This window comes from Candidatus Electrothrix sp., assembly GCF_052785085.1.
Genome location: NZ_JALAAI010000039.1, coordinates 1 through 18,814 on the forward strand (window position 1 = coordinate 1; position 18,814 = coordinate 18,814).

The 18,814-nt window shown below is 47.9% G+C and carries 19 protein-coding genes; 16 read left to right on the forward strand and 3 right to left on the reverse strand.

Annotated features, from left to right (window positions below; all coding sequences use genetic code 11):
• Nucleotides 1–513 precede the first annotated feature (513 nt).
• Nucleotides 514–792: a hypothetical protein gene (locus tag L2082_RS08200; protein WP_446010327.1), complete on the reverse strand. Its 279-nt coding sequence runs from the start codon at nucleotides 790–792 to the stop codon at nucleotides 514–516.
• A 490-nt stretch (nucleotides 793–1,282) separates the two neighbouring features.
• Between L2082_RS08200 and leuA the strand changes: the two genes are divergently transcribed.
• The 4 genes from leuA to L2082_RS08220 all read left to right on the forward strand — a co-directional run bounded on the left by leuA (nucleotide 1,283) and on the right by L2082_RS08220 (nucleotide 4,049).
• Nucleotides 1,283–2,986: a 2-isopropylmalate synthase gene (gene leuA / locus L2082_RS08205; RefSeq protein WP_446010328.1), complete on the forward strand. Its 1,704-nt coding sequence runs from the start codon at nucleotides 1,283–1,285 to the stop codon at nucleotides 2,984–2,986.
• A 114-nt stretch (nucleotides 2,987–3,100) separates the two neighbouring features.
• Nucleotides 3,101–3,577, forward strand: a complete 477-nt coding sequence (locus tag L2082_RS08210) for a CreA family protein (protein ID WP_446010334.1) — start codon at nucleotides 3,101–3,103, stop codon at nucleotides 3,575–3,577.
• 98 nt (nucleotides 3,578–3,675) lie between these two features.
• Nucleotides 3,676–3,819 carry a hypothetical protein gene (locus tag L2082_RS08215; RefSeq protein ID WP_446010329.1) on the forward strand — a complete coding sequence of 48 codons (144 nt, stop codon included), beginning with the start codon at nucleotides 3,676–3,678 and terminating at the stop codon, nucleotides 3,817–3,819.
• Nucleotides 3,819–4,049: a hypothetical protein gene (locus tag L2082_RS08220; RefSeq protein WP_446010330.1), complete on the forward strand. Its 231-nt coding sequence runs from the start codon at nucleotides 3,819–3,821 to the stop codon at nucleotides 4,047–4,049. Before L2082_RS08215 ends, L2082_RS08220 begins: the two co-directional genes overlap by 1 nt.
• A 138-nt stretch (nucleotides 4,050–4,187) precedes the next feature.
• Here the strand turns inward: L2082_RS08220 and L2082_RS08225 are convergent, their stop codons facing one another.
• Nucleotides 4,188–4,688 carry a peptidoglycan-binding domain-containing protein gene (locus tag L2082_RS08225; protein WP_446010331.1) on the reverse strand — a complete coding sequence of 167 codons (501 nt, stop codon included), beginning with the start codon at nucleotides 4,686–4,688 and terminating at the stop codon, nucleotides 4,188–4,190.
• A 107-nt stretch (nucleotides 4,689–4,795) separates the two neighbouring features.
• The gene (locus tag L2082_RS08230; protein ID WP_446010332.1) at nucleotides 4,796–5,368 is read right to left on the reverse strand and encodes a GDSL-type esterase/lipase family protein; all 573 of its coding nucleotides are present in this window, start codon (nucleotides 5,366–5,368) and stop codon (nucleotides 4,796–4,798) included.
• 551 nt (nucleotides 5,369–5,919) lie between these two features.
• On the opposite strand from L2082_RS08230, the gene folD reads away from it, so the two are divergent.
• The 12 genes from folD to L2082_RS08290 all read left to right on the forward strand — a co-directional run bounded on the left by folD (nucleotide 5,920) and on the right by L2082_RS08290 (nucleotide 18,793).
• Nucleotides 5,920–6,801, forward strand: coding sequence for a bifunctional methylenetetrahydrofolate dehydrogenase/methenyltetrahydrofolate cyclohydrolase FolD (gene folD / locus L2082_RS08235; RefSeq protein WP_446010333.1), 882 nt, complete (start codon nucleotides 5,920–5,922; stop codon nucleotides 6,799–6,801).
• 149 nt (nucleotides 6,802–6,950) lie between these two features.
• Complete coding sequence (cooS, locus tag L2082_RS08240; RefSeq protein WP_446011612.1) at nucleotides 6,951–8,936, forward strand: anaerobic carbon-monoxide dehydrogenase catalytic subunit; 1,986 nt, start codon at nucleotides 6,951–6,953, stop codon at nucleotides 8,934–8,936.
• Between the two features lie 138 nt (nucleotides 8,937–9,074).
• Nucleotides 9,075–11,735: an acetyl-CoA decarbonylase/synthase complex subunit delta gene (locus tag L2082_RS08245; protein WP_446011613.1), complete on the forward strand. Its 2,661-nt coding sequence runs from the start codon at nucleotides 9,075–9,077 to the stop codon at nucleotides 11,733–11,735.
• A 66-nt stretch (nucleotides 11,736–11,801) separates the two neighbouring features.
• Nucleotides 11,802–14,009, forward strand: coding sequence for an acetyl-CoA decarbonylase/synthase complex subunit alpha/beta (gene acsB / locus L2082_RS08250; protein WP_446011614.1), 2,208 nt, complete (start codon nucleotides 11,802–11,804; stop codon nucleotides 14,007–14,009).
• A 75-nt stretch (nucleotides 14,010–14,084) separates the two neighbouring features.
• Nucleotides 14,085–15,005 carry a DUF4238 domain-containing protein gene (locus tag L2082_RS08255; RefSeq protein ID WP_446008973.1) on the forward strand — a complete coding sequence of 307 codons (921 nt, stop codon included), beginning with the start codon at nucleotides 14,085–14,087 and terminating at the stop codon, nucleotides 15,003–15,005.
• 21 nt (nucleotides 15,006–15,026) lie between these two features.
• Entirely contained in the window at nucleotides 15,027–15,407 is a 381-nt protein-coding gene (locus L2082_RS08260; protein ID WP_446008974.1) for a DUF2283 domain-containing protein, read from the forward strand.
• Nucleotides 15,376–15,573 (forward strand): hypothetical protein, encoded by a 198-nt coding sequence (locus tag L2082_RS08265; protein WP_446008975.1) that lies wholly within the window; start codon nucleotides 15,376–15,378, stop codon nucleotides 15,571–15,573. The genes L2082_RS08260 and L2082_RS08265 overlap by 32 nt, the downstream gene beginning before the upstream one ends.
• A gap of 396 nt (nucleotides 15,574–15,969) precedes the next feature.
• Nucleotides 15,970–16,155, forward strand: coding sequence for a hypothetical protein (locus L2082_RS08270; protein ID WP_446008976.1), 186 nt, complete (start codon nucleotides 15,970–15,972; stop codon nucleotides 16,153–16,155).
• Nucleotides 16,156–16,209: 54 nt separating this feature from the next.
• The gene (locus tag L2082_RS08275) at nucleotides 16,210–16,365 is read left to right on the forward strand and encodes a hypothetical protein (protein WP_446008977.1); all 156 of its coding nucleotides are present in this window, start codon (nucleotides 16,210–16,212) and stop codon (nucleotides 16,363–16,365) included.
• A gap of 93 nt (nucleotides 16,366–16,458) precedes the next feature.
• The gene (gene acsC / locus L2082_RS08280) at nucleotides 16,459–17,808 is read left to right on the forward strand and encodes an acetyl-CoA decarbonylase/synthase complex subunit gamma (RefSeq protein WP_446008978.1); all 1,350 of its coding nucleotides are present in this window, start codon (nucleotides 16,459–16,461) and stop codon (nucleotides 17,806–17,808) included.
• A gap of 155 nt (nucleotides 17,809–17,963) precedes the next feature.
• Nucleotides 17,964–18,419, forward strand: coding sequence for a hypothetical protein (locus tag L2082_RS08285; RefSeq protein WP_446008979.1), 456 nt, complete (start codon nucleotides 17,964–17,966; stop codon nucleotides 18,417–18,419).
• A 74-nt stretch (nucleotides 18,420–18,493) separates the two neighbouring features.
• Entirely contained in the window at nucleotides 18,494–18,793 is a 300-nt protein-coding gene (locus L2082_RS08290) for a nucleotidyltransferase family protein (RefSeq protein ID WP_446008980.1), read from the forward strand.
• Nucleotides 18,794–18,814: the final 21 nt, after the last annotated feature.

An 18,814-nucleotide genomic window follows, 5' to 3' on the forward strand; every position in this document is an offset into this window, starting at 1 on the left:
GATTGACAGAAGCGGGCTTTTAGCTTGTTAATTTGGTGACCGATTTTTTTGATTGGTTTTGAAAATGTCATATGTCTCTCTGTAGCTTATTGATGTGAAAATTTCATTATTACAAGAAATCAATAGCCGTGTCAATATGTTATGACATCTGTGGCTAAATTAATTTTCTGAATTCTCAATAAATACAACTCGTTCATAAAGGCCAAGCCTTAAAGTCGTGCCATTAGACACATAACACCCCTCCATTTTTTTTTTAATTATCCAGATCGCTAGTGAAATCTATGGACTTTAGTCCTAGTGCTTAGTAAAGTCTAAAATTTAGGGTTAAACGTGTCGCCCCCGATTAGTCTTCGGGGCTTACCTTGAGACAACAACCCTAAAACTTAGCTATGACTGAGCACTAGACGTTAAGGTAAACTCTCCCCAACAACAATCCCCTAAAAAATTATCGCCAGAGAGTCATCCTTCACCCCCTCTATTCCCTTTCTTCCTCTTCCCCCAACCCCGCCTAAATTAAAACATGAAATCCAATCTATTGCGCTGCAATACGGCTGTCAAGAGAAAAAAATAAGAGGCCGCAACGATGAACAGCGTCCTGCACGGGACAGCATAAAAAGAGACCGGTGTTTCAATACTGGACAGGAGATGGATCACGTTGTCCAATCCGTGGATCAGAAAGTCCACAACCTGGATTTGCTTATCCAATCGTTGGATAAAATAATCCAAAGTGTGGATAAAGAAGTCCATCAAGTGGATTAAAAAGTCCAGGCCGTGGATTAAAATATCCAGCAAATGGACTTTCTCGTCGAATAATTTGACCTGAAAGAGCAGGATTTTCCCCGTTATAATGAGGGATTGCTCACTACTTCCCGCTCCCTACAGGGCTTCCTATCTGAACAGGCCCGATGATGCGCCGGGTTGACTCCGCTCCATGTCTTACCCCGGATGCGGTCTCGCATTTTTATCGAATTATCTCTTGACAAATAGCCCGCCCGATTTAATATGTGGATAATCAGAACAACAACAGCATCACAAGACACAAAGGACACATAATGATCTCAGCAGAACTCCTTTACACCCTTCTTCTCCTTTCAGGACTGCACAGCGCAACTGTGGCGGAAGGGCGAGGTCTGTTCTGACTTTCAGAAAGAAGATTGACCCAACGGCCACGGTTCAGCGCATGAACCGTGGCTTTTTTTTTGTTTTTTTCCGGTTCGCCCGGCAACCTTGCAGGCCGGAATAATGCATCGGGTATTTTAAACGTGTACAAGAGGATACAACCATGCAGGCTGATAAATTGAAGAAATATCGTCCCTACCCGACAGTGCCGTTGCACAATCGCACCTGGCCTGACAAGACCATCACTGAGGCACCGCGCTGGTGCTCGGTTGATCTCCGTGACGGCAATCAGGCCCTGCGTCAGCCCATGAATCTGGAGCAGAAGCTGGAAATGTTCCAACTGTTGGTGGATGTGGGATTCAAGGAAATAGAGGTGGGCTTTCCGGCAGCCTCTCAGGTGGAGTTTGATTTTCTCCGCTTGCTCATTGAAGATAACCTGATCCCGGAAGACGTGACCGTGCAGGTGCTGACACCGGCCCGTGAGCATCTGATTCGCAGGAGCTTTGCCGCATTGCAGGGTGCCCGCAAGGCCATTGTTCATCTCTATAATTCCACCTCCACCTTGCAGCGACAGGTGGTGTTTAAGATGGACAGAAAGGAAATTACCAGGCTTGGGATGGAGGGGGCCCAGGTTATCCGGGAAGAGGCAGAACGTTTTGACGGAGATGTCCGTTATGAGTATTCGCCAGAGAGTTTCACTGGAACAGAGCTTGATTTTGCTCTGGATATCTGTGAAAAGGTGATGGAGGTCTGGGAGCCTTGCCCGGAACGTCCGGTGGTCCTCAATCTGCCTGCGACCGTGGAGATGGCAACTGCCAATATCTATGCTGACCAGATTGAATGGTTTATCCGCCATATGAAAAACCGTAACTGTGCCCTGATCAGTCTCCATGCCCATAATGACCGGGGCAGTGCTGTAGCCGCAACCGAGCTGGCCCTGATGGCTGGTGCTGATCGGGTCGAAGGCACCCTGTTCGGCAATGGCGAACGCACCGGCAATGTGGATATCATCACTCTGGCCTTGAATATGTTCAGTCAGGGAGTGAACCCGGAATTGGATTTTTCCAACATCAACCGGGTGACTAATGTGTACAAACGTTGTACGGATTTGCCGGTTCATCCCCGTCATCCCTATGCAGGCGACTTGGTCTACACCGCCTTTTCCGGTTCCCACCAGGATGCCATCAGCAAGGGCATGGATGCTGTGGCCGACGATGTATCCGGTATCTGGGCCGTTCCCTATTTACCTATTGATCCCGAAGATGTGGGCCGCAGTTATGAGTCGATTATCTGCATTAACAGTCAGTCCGGTAAGGGCGGGGCTGCCTATATTATGAGTCGATTTGGCTATAGATTGCCAAAGAATATGCGGCCCGGCTTTGGCCGGGTGGTGCAGGAAGAAACCGAAAAGGTTGGGGATGAATTATCCCATCAAGCAGTGTATGCTGTGTTTGAGCGGGAATATCTCCGGGAGGACGGTTATTATCGACTCAAGGAGTTTCATGTGGTGAAACGCCATATGGATCAGCAGGAGAAAGGGTCAACAGCAGATATTGAGGCGGTTATTGGAATAGGTGAAACCGGCAATAAAGAGCAGCGTCTTCAGGGAAGCGGCAATGGTCCTCTGGATGCCATGTGCGCTGCCTTGAAGGCAGAAACAGACCTGGATTTCATTTTTCATTCTTATGACGAGCATTCCCTCACTGAAGGGGCCTCGTCCAAGGCTGTCACCTATATTGAGCTGCTGGATAAACGGGAGAACGGTAGCCGGGAAAGTTGGTGGGGTGCTGGGGTGGACACTGATATCATTATTTCATCCATCAAGGCCCTGCTCAGTGCAGTTAATCGAATGCATGCAGGCCGATAAATTTTAACAGAGGAAAATGTGATGAGATATCTTATGGGAAAAAGGAAGGCACAGGGACTTGCCCCTACCTTGTATCGACAGGTGGCGTGGAGGATTGGTACTGCACTGGCTGTCATGTTTGTCACCGCTGCAGCTGGTCAGGCAGAGATTGTCGGCGAGGTCGGCACCACCTTTAAACTTATCGGAGCCAATGATAAGATCGTGATCGAGGCCTTTGATGACCCGGATATTAAGGGGGCAACCTGCTATCTGAGCCGGGCCAAGACCGGCGGCATCAAGGGTACTGTGGGCCTGGCCGAAGACACATCCGATGCGTCCATTGCCTGCCGCCAGACCGGGCCGATCATTCTGCCCGAGGATGTGCGTAACGGCAAGGACGACGGAGAGCAGGTCTTTCGCAAATCCACCTCCATCCTCTTTAAAAAATTGCAGGTGGTGCGTTTCTATGATTCCAAACGCAATACCCTTATTTATCTGACCTATTCGGATAAGCTGATTGATGGTTCGCCCAAGAATGCCATTTCCACCATTGTGATCAGACCGTGGGTGCAGGAGAAGAAGTCAGAGAAGAGCAGGGGGCAGAAGCCGTAATCATGGAACAAGAAAAAGGACTGGCACAAGAAGGGCTGCCGGATTATCGTGGTGATTGTTGAAAGGGTTTTAAGGACGTAAGGTTACGTCTCAAACAGATGCACACCGGAGAACAGTTCAGTTTTGTTGTGGAGAAAAAGATCGCTGAGCGGATGGATCGGGTTATTGCCTTTAATGACGGGCGTGCTGTTGCTGTGAAGGAACAGGGCAAGGATTTGATATATACAGTGGAGCGGACCTGATGGATTTATTACAGGAACTTGGGCGCAAGATCAGCCATGCCTTTGCCGTTGCCACGGATTGGGCGTTGATCGGGATGGGGCTGTTGCTGGTGCTGATTGCCCTGGTCAAGATTGATGTGCAGCTTGCCCGCTATGCGGTGATTGCCGGAGGTCTGATTCTGAGCGGATTCGGTTTATGGTTTCGTTGGCGGAGGTTGCGCAGGCAGGGAAAGACCAATGAAGCAGAGTAGGGGAGGACGTCTGCCCTTTATTTTCTGGATAGCGCTATTGTTTAGCAGAAGGAAGTGTTCGGGTAGGAAGAGCAGGAAGGAAGGGCATACCAACAGAGAACCTGGTATGCCCGTACTACAGCATCAGTATCAATAATATCAATATTGATACTTGTAGGAATGCTGATATTGGTACTGCTGTGCTTCCTGCCGGTAGTCCTGGTAGTTATAGCGATACCGTTCTTTCTTGTCATACTTGGTGCAACGTGAACCCACCCAGTTTTCAAGATAATCCCATTGCTCTGTGGTAATTTTGTGTCCTTTCCCGATATCCTGAAAGGTATCAGCAAGGAAGAGCATAACGCCTCGGGAGGTTGACTTGCCGTACCAGCCATCAATGGGGCCGGAGCAGTATCCCAGGGCCGTGAGCATACATTGGAGTTTTTTTACCTGCTGCCGTTTGTACAGTCGAGGACCGGGATATCCGTCCCGGTATTGCAACTCAGCAAACTCTTCAGGTGCAGGTTTGGTAGGCTGGGGACATGTTTGGCAGGTGTTGCAGGAACTGCGGCTATAGCCAGTGCCCGCAAAGACGAACATGGCCACCAGAACAATTCCGTACCCTATGGCTTTGTGCAATGTTTTTCTGTTCCTGATCATATTGAACCTCACAAAAAAGTAACGTTGGATTTTGTTGTCCTTGCCTTGGCCCTTACAGGCTTTACTGGCCGTGCAAGTGGCGAAGCAGGGGCAACCCTCTGTGGTGCTTATGTTGTTTCTTGCATATCTTGTTGCAGTGCTGCAAGATGCCCTTGAATGGCCTTGGCCCAGACCTGGTAGCCACGGGTGGCTAAATGAACCCCGTCGTTGAGAAAGCAGGGCTTGGTCACAGGCAGGCATTGTTCTGTAAATGGCGTGGTTATATCCAGAAACCAGCATTTACTTTGCTCTGCTACGTTGCGCAGTTCATCATTGGTTGCCTGAATGGATTCCTGGGGCAGACCTTGTATTTGCATGGGCATGATTGAGTTCAGGGTAATCATACTTCCTGGGCAGAGATCAATCAAACGTGGCAGCATGCTTCCCAGAATTGCAGGGAAGTAGCTGTTGCCCATGAGCAGGTTGTTGGTCCCTGTCATAATCAGAATATACTCTGGTTCTGGTCTGTCAGCAAGGACAGTGTCAATCTCGTTGGCCAGGCGTGCAGAGAGTTCTTCAGTATGCTCTCCGGCAATACCGCTATTAATAACCTGGAGTTCAGGAAGTAAGACCTCCCAATCACCCCACTCAACCAACGAGTCGCCGAGCATAAGCAGGGTTGTTGGGTTTGCTGTTGTCATGTATTGTTCAGCTCCAGTTGGTGTGTTGTTGTGAAAAATCGCAAAAATGTAAAAAAAGAGTCCCAGGATGGTTTGATTTGTTTTTTTTTGTTGATCATGCATATCCTTTATCAAAAGGATTCTGTTAAGGGATACAGCACAACAGTTTGAAAGTCAATAGGTTATTTGGGGGATCTTGAAGGGGATTGCTGTGTTGCTGTTTTGTGCCTGGAAGCGGGAAAAGCTTACAGGATTGCAAAATATTACTTGTGACACATTGTGAGATATTTGAGAGAAGAATTATCCATATTTTAAGTGATATTGAATCAGTTGGTAATAATTCCCTTTGGGAAAGTCCTTTGAATTAGGCACCACAAAACTGTGAGTTACTTCTTACGAAAATGAAATTCAGCTTGAAAAACAAAGTAAAAAAGAATATAATAGTCATTTATTATCAAGAGAAGTTACTATTAAACAATCAATAAACCGGCTATCTTATCTTTGCCGGTTTGCTGTATGTGAGCACCTGAATCTGATCACATGCGGGCTATTTTTTATTTTAAGGAGCGGCCATGAGTGCAAAGATCATCAGCGGAACCGAAACCGCAAAGGCGATAAAGGAAGAACTGAAAAAGGAAGTTGCCGCGCTGGCGGATAAGGTGGTTCCGGGTCTGGTTACTATCCTGGTGGGCGAAGATCCTGCTTCGCAATCCTATGTGGCAGCGAAAAATAAAACAGCCCATGCTCTGGGGATCCATTCTGAACAAAAGACTCTGGATGCCGAGACCAGTGAAGAGGATTTGCTGGCTTTGGTGGAGAAATACAATAACGATGAAAAAATTCACGGTATCCTGGTGCAGTTGCCCTTGCCAAAACATATTGATGAGGCTAAAGTTCTGAATGCCATTAATCCAGATAAGGATGTGGATGGTTTCCATCCGGTCAATGTAGGGCGTATGGTGCTGGGAGAACAATGCTTCCTTCCCTGTACACCGCACGGTGTCCTGGAGCTGCTTGCCCGCTCCGGTGTGGAGACCTCTGGAGCTGAGGTGGTGGTTGTTGGTCGTTCTAATATTGTGGGTAAACCGGTTGCGAATCTGATGTTACAAAAACGTGAGGCAGGTAATGCCACAGTCACCCTCTGTCACACCCGGACTAAGGATATGGACTTTCATACTAAGCGGGCTGATATCCTGATCGTTGCTGCTGGGGTTGCCAATATGATCAAGGCGGATCAGGTCAAAGAGGGCGTGGTTGTTATTGATGTGGGTGTGAACCGCATCGGAGTGACTGAATCCGGCAAGGCCAAGCTGGCCGGTGATGTGGAATTTGAGTCAGTTAAAGAAAAGGCTGCTGCCATCACTCCGGTACCGGGTGGTGTTGGTCCCATGACCATTACCATGCTGATGAAGAACACTGTACAGTCTGCGAAACAGTTTGCCGGACTGGCGTAAGGAATATTTGTAGGGGCTGGCCCCTGTGCCTGCCTGATAGGTAAGGGCGAACACAGGGATTCGCCCCTACTATAAAAAATAAAAGAGATGGAAACAGGTGTTCGTCAGGATGCCTGTGCTCAGACTTCAGTTTTTGAGGAGACCGTACTATGGCCAAGCCTAATCGCTGCGAAAGCTGTAACGATATAACCGCCAGCTCAACACGCGACCTGCTGAATCAGGATCTTGCCAAGCAGGTTCGTACTGCCTATGACCGTATTGAAGATCGGGGAATGTCCGCCTGTCTGTTCGGCTCAGGAGGTACCTGTTGTCGTAACTGCAATATGGGGCCCTGTCAGATCATTGATGGTGTTGAATCTATGGTTGGAATCTGCGGTGCCACAGCGGATACGGTTGCGGCCCGAAATTTTGCCCGTACCGTGGCGGCTGGTACATCCGCCCATACCGATCATGCCCGTGAAATGGTACGCGGTTTCATTGCCACAGCAAAAGGGGAAACGCCACATGAGATCAAGGATGTGGCAAAACTGCATGAAATGGCACAGCTCTTTGGGATCGAAACCGAGGATCGGGAGAAGAACGAGATTGCAATTGAGCTGGGTGAGCGTGCCTTGGCTGAGTTTGGTAAGCAGGATAATGAACCTCTGACCATGCTCAAGCGGGCTCCAAAAAAACAGCAAAAGATTTGGAAGGAGCAAGGAGTTGAACCTCGCTCTGTGGATCGTGAGGTTGTGGAACTGATGCACCGCACCCATATGGGCGTGGATCAGGAATATCGTAATATCACCAAGCAGTCCAGCCGCTGCGCCTTAGCTGATGGTTGGGGGGCTTCCATGCTTTCCACCGAGCTGACCGATATTATGTTCGGTACGCCAGTGCCAAAGCGAGCCATAATTGATCTTGGTGTGCTCCGGGAAGATATGGTTAATGTCACGGTTCATGGTCATGAACCACTGCTGGCGGAGTCTCTCTGTCTGGCAGCGGAAGACGAGGAAATGCTGGCCTTGGCAAAAAAGGCTGGTGCCAAGGGAATCAATCTGGCCGGTGTTTGCTGTACTGGAAACGAGATTTTGATGCGTCGAGGTATTCCCGTAGCAGGTTCCTTTATTCAGCAGGAGATGGTTCTGGCCACCGGGGCTGTAGAAGCGATGGTTGTGGATGTGCAGTGTGTTATGCAATCACTTGCGCAGGTCGTGGCAGGCATGCATACTGATATCGTCACCACTAATTACCGAGCCAAAATGCCGGATGGTGTTCATATTCAGTTTGATGAGCATGATGCCTATAATTCAGCCAAAGAGATTCTTGCTCACGCCATTGCCAACTTCAAGAAGCGGGGTCAGTACTATATCCCCAAAGATAAGAAATTTGATGTGGTTGTTGGTTTTTCTCATGAGACCATCAACTACATGCTCGGTGGTCGCTTCCGTCAGTCCTATCGCCCACTGAACGACAATATCATCAACGGTCGCATCCGGGGTGTTGGAGCCTTGGTTGGTTGCGAGCATTATAAGCATTCCGATGATGTCCATTTTGAAATCGCCAAAGAGCTGATCAAGAATAATGTCTTGGTGCTGGCCACCGGTTGTGCGGCCCAGGCTCTCGGAAAACGCGGTTTGATGCGGCCAGAGGCTGCCACAGAATATGCCGGAGACGGACTGCGTGAGGTCTGTGAGACCGTGGGTATGCCGCCAGTGCTTCATGTGGGTTCTTGTGTGGATAACTCTCGCCTCCTTATTGCCTTGACCGCTATGGTTAAGGAAGGTGGCTTGGGAGATGATATCGCTGATTTGCCAGCAGTCGGTTCTGCACCTCTGTGGATGAGTGAAAAAGCGGTGGCCATTGGTCAGTACTTTGTTGCCAGCGGTGCCCATGTTATTTTCCAGGATTTGCCCATCAGCGGAGCAAAGAAGTTCTCTGAGTATCTCCTTAAAGAGATTAAAGAGGAATTTGGTGCCTGCTGGGGTGTTGCCAGCGAGCCGATGGATATTGCCAAGGCCATGATTGCGGCCATTGATGGTAAGCGTGAGGCTTTGGGTATCAATAAGAAGAAAGAGCGTGTCCTCATGGATATGGCTATGCGCCGTGAGCTGGAGGCAGGTAAGGGAATTGCCGGTGCGGGTTGCGGCGGTTGAGACCGGACATTGATACGGTCGACGGTGTAGGGGCACGGCGCATCGTGCCTTTACGGTAAACAAGCAAGGCATTGAGTTCACCAGAACAAATTTCTGACCCCAGGGCGGATCAGGTATATCAGGTATAGAGGAGGATTGATGAAATCGGGGAGCAATTTGGAGCGGGTGCTCAGGAGCGGCGCATTTGCCGTGACCGGTGAGCTGGGGCCGCCGAAGAACAGTGACCCTGATGTGGTCAGAGAAAAGGCGAGGATCCTGAAAGGTAATGTGGATGCGGTCAATATTACCGACTGTCAGACAGCAATCGTCCGGATGTCGTCCATTGGTGCCGGGCTGCTGGCCCAGGCCGAAGGGGTGGAGCCGGTTGTCCAGATGACCTGTCGTGACAGAAACCGAATCGGTATGCAATCAGACCTGCTTGCTGCATCTGCTTTAGGCTTGAAAAACCTGCTCTGCCTGACCGGCGATCATCAGAAATTCGGCAATCATCCAGGTGCAAAAGGCGTTTTTGATATGGATTCCATCCAGCTGTTGGGGATGATCCGGGATATGCGGGACCGGAAAAAATTTCAGTGCGGCGAGGATCTCAAGGGCAAGACAACTGATCTGTTCCTTGGTGCTGCTGCCAATCCCTTTGCCTATCCCCATGAGTTCCGGGCAGTGCGGATGGGAAAAAAGATTTCAAATGGGGCTGATTTTATCCAGACCCAGATAATTTATAATCTGGATCGCTTTGCTGAATTCATGAAAAAGACCCGGGAACTCGGGCTCCATGAAAAGGCCTATATCCTTGCCGGTGTCACTCCGCCCAAATCTTTGGGTATGGCCCGTTACATGAAAAAATTTGTGCCGGGCATGGACGTGACCGATGAGGTCATCAATCGAATGAAGGGGGCAAAGGATAAAAAGCAGGAAGGCATCAATATCTGCGTTGATATTATCAATCAGGTCAAAGAAATTCCCGGTGTGGCAGGTGTTCATGTCATGGCCATTGAATGGGAAGAAGCGGTTCCTGAAATTTGTGAAAAAGCAGGTCTGCTCCCACGTCCGACTTTTGATGATGATGCGGCAGAGGTTGCTGCAACAGCGATGCCCCAGACTGAAAGCAGAGAAGGTATTGAAATACAATCAGCTGCTGACCAAGGCGCTGCTGATGATGTGCTGGAACAGGCTAAGGTTGAAGCTGAAAAAATTATAGCTGCTGCCCGTAGTGAAGCTGCTGCTCTTGCCGAACAGGCTGCACAGTCCGGCGCAGTGACAAGTGAAACTGTTGCCGCGAGCGGACAGGCGGCAGATGATGCAGGAGAACATGCGATGAATGAACAAGGACGCCGTGCGGCGTTGGAATCGGTGAACCAAGGACTTGATGCCTTGAAAAAAGCCTATGGTCTGAGTGAAGATCAGTTTAATGCTCTGCTGAAATTTATTGATGCGGCTGCGGTCTTAAATAAAGAACCAGAGGGCCTGCCCCAACAATCTTCTGGAGCAAGTTCTGCATCTGCCGCTCCTGCAGCCCCGGCGGTTGAAGGAAAAACTGATGATGCTGCCGCTAAAGCAGAGGCCGAGAAAAAGGCTCAAGCCGAAGCTGCTGCCAAGGCAGAAGCCAAAGCCAAAGCCAAGGCGGATGCAGAGGCTCAAGCTAAAACTCAAGCGGAAGCTGCTGCCAAGGCAGAGGCGGAAGCAAAGGCCAAAGCTGAAGCAGAGAAAAAGGCTGCCGCAGAAGCTGCTGCTAAGGCGGAGGCTGAAGCCAAGGCAAAAGCAGAGGCGGAAAAGAAGGCGGCTCCAGCTGCCGCACCTTCGGATCTTGATGCCCCGGTTCTGGCCACTGAGGATACGCCTTTTGCTGATCGGACCACTAAGGTACCAGCTTCCAGCTATAAGGTTGATTATTCTGGTGCAATTCGTGAGGTAAGTCTTGGTAATGGAGATAATGCAGTAACCGTGGGTGGTTCCACTTCTCTGCCCTTCCATCTCTTTGAAGGCGAGTTGGGCAATAAGCCGCTCATCGCTATGGAGATCATGGATACCCGGCCTGATAACTGGCCTGACACCTTGACCCAATATTTTGACGATGTTATGGATAGCCCGGTGGATTGGGCAAAGAAATGTGTTGATGTGTACAAGGCAGATGCCTTGAATATCTGGCTCAATGGGACAGATCCCAATGGTGCCAATCGTTCAGCAGCAGATGCAGCTAAAGATGCAGCAGCAGTGATTGAGGCGGTTGATGTGCCGATCATTGTTTGGGGTTGCGGCAATGCAGAAAAGGATACCGAGACTTTACGTGAGGTAACCTCGCTGATCGGTGACAGGAAGGTCTGTCTGGCTCCTCTGGAGGATACCAACTATCGTGCTGTCGGGGCAACCGCTATGGCTTTTCAGCATCCTATGGTTGCTGCATCGCCTATTGATGTTAATCTGGCCAAGCAACTGAATATTCTTTTGGAAAATCTCGGTGTACCGCTTGATACGGTGATGATGGATCCCTCAGTTGGTGCCTTGGGTTACGGTATTGAATACACCTACTCGGTTATGGAGCGTATACGCATAGCCGCTTTGACCCAGAAAGATGAAAAACTTCAGGTGCCGATGATCTGTAATCTCGGGCGTGAGGTGTGGAAGGCAAAAGAAGCTGGGCTACCCACCGATGAGATGCTGGGTGACCAGGAAAATCGAGGTGTTATGATGGAAGCCATCACTGCATCCTGTATGCTGGTTTCTGGTGGTGAAGTTTTGATCATGCGCCATCCCAAGGCGGTCAATATGACCAAGGCCCTCATTAACGGTCTGGCCAGCTAGGGGATTGCCCGAAATAAAATCCCGTTTTGAACGCTGAACCCTCTACACCATAAGGGAGTTGTCTCAATGTCAAAGATCATTTGCTCCGCAGCGATACGCGGTGCCCAAAAAATCGTGGATATGGCTGAAGCCTCCTACGAAGAGGCCTTAAAGAAATACGGCCCTGAACAGGAAGTTTCCTTTCCCAATACTGCTTATTACCTGCCGATTATTTATTCCATGCTTGGTGCCAAGGTGGAAAGACTCGGTGATATGAAAGATATCTTTCAGGAATGTCGGTCGCTTTTACCTGCTGTTGTTACCGAGGATATGTGGTTGCCGTATCTGGGGCCTGCCTTGGATGCGGGTATGGCGACCTATTTTGCCGAAGAAATGTACGAGGCCATTGATTACCTGAATTCACCGGATTACTACACCAAGACCGAAGACCCCACAGCAGATAATATCTGGCTGGGCGCAGCGGATGACGTTATCTTCCGAAAGCGCGGTGTTGAATTTGTTGACGGCACTGCTCCGGGCTTTGCCGCTATTGTCGGTTCACCGGAAGATCCCGAAGTTGCCTCCAAGATAGCCTTGGAATTGCAGGAGAAAAACCTCTATATCTTCATGCACACAGAGTCTGACGGTAATTTTATGCCGGATCTGTTGATAAAGAACGGGGTACAGGTGGGCTGGAATACCCGTTTGGTGCCCTTTGGTAAGCGGTATACCTCGGTGGTTTTTTCCATTGGTTTTGCCTGTCGTGTGGCTATGGCCTTTGGTGGTATCAAGCCGGGTGACTCCAGAGGCAACTTGATTTATAATAAGGACAGAACCTATGCCTTTGTTATGCCGTTTGGTCAGGTGAGTGATGAGTGGTATGCTAATGCTGCTGGTGCCATTAACTGGGGCTTCCCCACTATTTCCGATTATGCTATTCCCGAGATTCTGCCCACTGGTGTCTGCACGTACGAGCATGTGGTCTCTGATGTGCCCCATGACGAGATTGTCCAGAAGGCCATTGAGGTGCGCGGGCTCAAGGTCAATGTGAGCAAGATTGATATCCCTATGTCCTTTGGCCCGGCCTTTGAAGGTGAGCGTATTCGTAAGGACGATCTGTTTATGGAATGTGGTGGTGGCCGAACTACCGGTGTAGAGGTCTTGATCTCCAAGGAAATGGACGAGGTGGAAGACGGCTTGGTCACTTTGGACGGCCCGGACATTTCTGACATTGAAGAAGGACAGAACCTGCCTATTTCTATTCTGGTTGAGGTGGCCGGTCGTGAAATGCAATCCGACTTTGAGCCGATTCTGGAGCGTCAGTTCCATCATCTGATGAACTATATCCAGGGCATCATGCATATCGGTCAGCGTAACATCATGTGGGTGCGTATCGGCAAGGCCGCTGTGGAGAAAGGATTTTCTTTTAAACATCTCGGTGTGGTTTTGCACGGAAAACTGCATCAGGAATTTGGAGCTATTCTTGATAAAGTCCAGGTCAAGATATCTACTGTTCAAGAACAGGTGGAAGAGGTTATGGAGCTTGCCAAGCAGGTGTATGAAGAACGTGACCTGCGCCTTGGCTCTATGACCGATGAGACCGAAGATGTATTCTACTCCTGCACTCTGTGCCAGTCTTTTGCACCCAGCCATGTTTGTGTGATTACTCCAGAACGTATCGGGATGTGCGGTGCCTATAACTGGCTGGACGGTAAGGCCTCTTTTCAGATCAACCCCACTGGCCCGAATCAGCCCATTGATAAAGGCGAATGTACTGACCCTGATAACGGCTATTTTACTGGTATTAACGAGTTTGTTAATCAGGCTTCACGGGGTGCTGTCGCTGAGGTCAGCTGCTATTCCTTGATGAACAATCCTATGACCGCCTGCGGTTGCTTTGAGGCCATTGCTGCCATGCTTCCGCAATGTAACGGTATCATGGTAGTTAACCGTGACTACATGGGTATGACTCCGTCCGGTATGAAGTTCACCACGCTGGCCGGTATGGCTGGCGGTGGTATGCAGACTCCTGGTTTCATGGGCGTGTCCAAGCATTACATGACCAGTAAAAAGCTGTTCAAGGCCGAAGGCGGGATCAAGCGGGTGGTCTGGATGCCCAAGATTATGAAGGATGAGATCAGCGAGAAGCTCAAGGCCTTATGCGAGCATGAGGGAGTGCCGGAGCTGTACGACATGATCGCCACAGAAGAGCAGGGCACCACTGAGGAAGAAATTCTTGAGTTCCTCAAGGAAAAAGGTCATCCTGCGCTGGAGATGGAAACGGCGATGGGGTGATCTCAACCTCAACTGTAGTGGGAGAATCAGGGGCGGAGTTGCTCTTCCCCCGATTCTCAGTCTGATTATCGTACCATGACTACGACTAAAAAACAGCATTATGTTCCGCAGTTTCTTTTAAGAAGGTTTGGAACAGGAAAAAAAAGGCGAGAAAAAATTTGGGTATTAGATAAGTCAACCGGAAAGGTTTTTCAATCTTCAATCAAAGATATTGGGCATGAAAATTATTTTTATGAACATGAAGAGTTATCAAACAATATTGATATCGAACAGCTACTCGGAAAGACCGAATCTTATGTTGCTCCATTGCTTTCCCGAATCAATAAATCCGGTAAATTGTTCAGGGATAAGCCTGAGCTTGTTGGATTATCGTATTTTGTAGCTGTTCAGTTAGCAAGATCGCCTGTAGTTAGAGTGGGAATGGAAAATTTCAGGCGAATAATGATTGATAAATGGGGTGCGGACATAAAAGTACATCCAAATGATCCTAAAACGATTGGTGAGTATGGAGTTGAAGATGCTAAGTTATCTTCCTTAAAGTTTATGAAAAATGTTCCAAAGTTTGCAAAAATTCTTCAAGAGAAAGTTTGGTCTTTGTGTAAAGCTCCAAGTCAATCTGCTTACATAATATCGGACAACCCGATTACAAGACACAATATGTTTGAGAGAGCAGGTCGTGGAAATTTAGGTATTCGCAATGAGGGGATAGAGATTTATATGCCAATCTCTCCTGAATATACAATTAGAGCGTTATGCCCTGCGCTTTCTGAGTTAGTTAGCCGTACACCGCAACTTTCAAATGAATATCAAAATGTTTTGATAAACGGCAGTCCAGTAGCGCAATTGCCAGAAAATGTAGAGTTTTCTAACTCACTTCAGGTAATTTCCGCTGAACGATTTATCTATGCAAGATCAAAAGAACATTTAAAAATGCCGATTGATATGCTTAAAACAAATCCTGAATTAAGGGAAGGGCCAAGGGCTGTGGCACATTAACTAGAAGATAATTTTTTAAAGGTGCATGATCAACTGAACATACAATATCCGCAGCATTGGCTGAATGCCCTTTATCTAATGGAGATTAATTATTATAAAGACGAAGACATAATGCACATCGTCATATCCGAGGGGCCGGAGAGGGGCAGTGCGGAAGTCAGTCCTAATATCACCTTGGAACTGGATGAAAACAGAGAAATAATAGGTATCGAAATACTTGAGGCAAGTAACGTGGTTGAACATGTGCCGGAATACATTGAAGACCTGAAGGACGAGGCACGTTGGAACAGCTCATTTGCTAAAACACAGGATAAACTTGTCGCCGCTGCAAGACAGGTGCGTAAAGAGATCAAGTTGAAGCAGTCAAATTATGTTGGCGATGATGAAAAAGAAAACGTTTGATTGCGTGAAAATGAAATGGGAAATTCAGCAACAAATAGAAAAAGAGTTTGCAGGATTGTCAGATAAAGAAGCGCATAAGGCCCAAACGGAAAAAGTATTACGGAATGATATATTAGGGCGTTTTTTAGAAAAAATGTATTCACCAAATCAAATTGTACGTGCTTGATCACAACGATTACGATGTTCAGTGGGAAGATTCAATTGTGGCTGAAATCCATAAATATCGTGATGAGTATGCAAGGCGATTTAATTATGATCACCATGCAATCTGTCAAGATATAAGGAAAAAACAAGGAAAGCGAGGGCGTCGGGTTGTTTCGCCTCCCCCGAAGCCTGTACGTTAAAGTTGAAATCCTACCATGCTCTACAGCAGCTTCAAATCCGTCGGTGAAGTAAGCCAGAAATTTGATATCGAAGTACGAGCTGAATCGTTTATAGAAACAAAAGAAATTCAGGTACCGGAATATATTTTACCCGTATTGAATATAAATTACGGGAAGATGCCTATTTTATTAACGAGTTTTCCATCTGCGAGCATATTATCAGCCAGATATTAGATGCAGTGTCGGAACAACACAAACAGCTCCTTGTTTGGTCGCATGTTCCCTTTCACGTTGATCAGGAACAGAATTTAGTTGGTGAGCCGGATTACCTGATCGCACCGAAAACAAAATATGGAGTTATGGCTGTGCCGCCTCTGTGCATTATGGAGGCCAAGCAGGAAAAATGGAATGAAGGCTGGGCGTAGACTTTGGCGGAAATGTATGCGGCCTCGTTGCAGGGTGCAGAGATTTGCTATGGTGTGATGACAACCGGCAAGGCGTGGGAGTTCGGCAAGTTTGAGAACAATATTTTTACAAAAGATCCTGCGTGGATATCGGCCACAGAAAATTTACAAAAAATCCTTGAGGTATTGAACTGGTTGTTCAGCCAAGCCGATACCGGCAAGCATAATTAAAGCGAATAAATAAGAATAAATTACAGCTACCGGGCGGATAGGAAAATGTATCCCCGGTGTTCTGATTCTGGTTTTTGAACAGGAGGATAGATAATGGCGTTAACCGGTATACAGATTCTCAAGATGCTGCCCAAGAAGAATTGCGGCGAGTGTGACATACCTACCTGTCTCGCCTTTGCCATGAAAGTGGCTGCCGGGCAGGCTGAAATCGAAACATGTCCTTATGTCAGTGATGAGGCAAAGGCCACCATTGGTGAGGCATCAGCCCCGCCGATTCGTACCGTCAAAATCGGTACCGGTGATGCTCAGTTCACTGCAGGCGGTGAAACCTGTCAATTCCGGCATGAGAAGCGGTTTGAGAACCAGACCGGTCTGGCTGTGTTGATTGCTACGGATGAGGATGCGGCCTCAATTGATGGAAAGATCAAGCGGGCCAACGATTTCGAGTACGAGCGTGTTGGCGTGATGATGCGCAACAATCTGGTTGCCATTAAGGATAATGGCGGCGCATCGCTGGCAGACATGGCCAAAAAGGTCATGGAAGGTGCTCCCAAGCAGGCCATCATTCTGATGAGTGATAACGTGGACAACCTCAAGGCCGGAGCTGAAGCCTGCGGTGATAATAAGCCTCTGCTCTACGGTGCCACTAGCGAGAATGCGGATGCCTTTGTCGATCTTGCCAAGGATACCGGTTGTGTTATCGGTGTGAAGGGCAAGAACATGGATAATCTGGTGGAGACAGCGGACAAGCTGGTTGCCGCCGGAGTCAAGGACATGGTTATTGATACCGGTGCTCGAACCCTGCGCGGAGCCTTTGAGGATAATGTCGTTGCCCGACGCTCTGCGGTCAAGGAGAAATTCAAACCCCTCGGCTTTCCGACTATCACCTTTCCCTGCGAGATGTGTGATGACTTGATGATGGAGGCCATGATCGGCTCTGTCCTGATTGCCAAGTACGCAGGTATTACGGTGTTCTCGGATATTCAGGGTGATGTGCTGTTTCCGCTCCTGCTTGAGCAGTTAAACATCTTTACTGATCCGCAACGTCCGATGGTTGTGGCTGAGGACATCTACCCGATTACCGGGCCGGATGAGAATTCTCCGGTGCTGATTACCTGTAACTTCTCTCTGACTTACTTTATCGTGTCCGGTGAGATTGAGGGTTCCAAGGTGCCCAGCTGGCTACTGATTAAGGATACAGAAGGTCTGTCCGTGCTCACAGCTTGGGCCGCCGGTAAATTCGGTGCTGATCTGATCGCCATGTTTGTCAATAAGTCAGGAATTCTGGATAAGGTCAAGCATCGGGAGTTGATCATTCCCGGATATCTGGCAACCATCAAGGGTGAGCTGGAAGAAGAGCTGCCTGACTGGACCATCACGATCGGGCCGCGTGAGGCCGGGCATCTACCTGCATTCCTTAAGGAGTGGAAACCGGCTGCTTAAATCGGGGCTGACGGTGCAGTTTAGTTTTGTACAATGCAGCCCTGTCGTCCATCGGATGATGGGGCTGTTTGGTCCTGAGTTTTTTTTTCGGACGTGGGGAGATTATAGCCAGAAGGTGAGTAGGCCGCTTTTAAAAAGGTAAATTTTTTCTTAAAATGATGAGCGATAATACAAAGAGCAAAAATGAAGAGTATTTTGATCTCGCTTCCCAATCATTGATGGAATTTCAGTTTATCGAAGAAGCTTTCCGGATGTACATTTCATGCTGTTACAACATCATTACCAATAAAGTGACAGGTCATATACCTTTTAATTGTACATATAAAGATTTAGAAAAAGACGCTCTTGGTACTCTGTTAAGGAAATTTAAAAAGTTTTCTAACAACAAAAAGCTCGCTAGTAAAATTGAGAAATTAATAAAAGAAAGAAATCGTTGCGCACATGAAGCATATTTACTCACCTATGAGCAACAACATAGTTCAGCATACTTAGAAAATGAAATTGAAAAATTAAAAAGTACAATTGTTCAAGCTAAAGAATCCTTAGCAGAACTTTTCAAAGAGGTCAAGCATGTAGAAAAAGTTCTGAAGGCATTAAACGACAAGGTATGAAGTCGAGTAGGATGCGATTGCGCACATCCGCGATTGATGCAGCATTGACAAACAGTCCATAGCGGTCTGAAGTTATGTTGAAACAAAATGACATATTAGCATTTCTTTCAAAGCAACTCCCGGAGTTGCAGACTGAATATAATATTTCTAAAATCGGCCTGTTTGGTTCATTTGCCCGTAATGAACAGGATGAAAACAGCGACATAGATATTGTGCTTGAATTTCATCCCGGAACTGAAAATATTTACGAAAAGAAAACGAGCCTCAAAAAAATATTTAAAAACTATTTTCATCGAGAGATTGATCTGTGCCGTTTGAAGTACGTTAAGCCTTTTATAAAAGATTACCTTGAGAAAGAGGTGATCTATGTTTGAGAAGGATAGACTTTCCGTCCT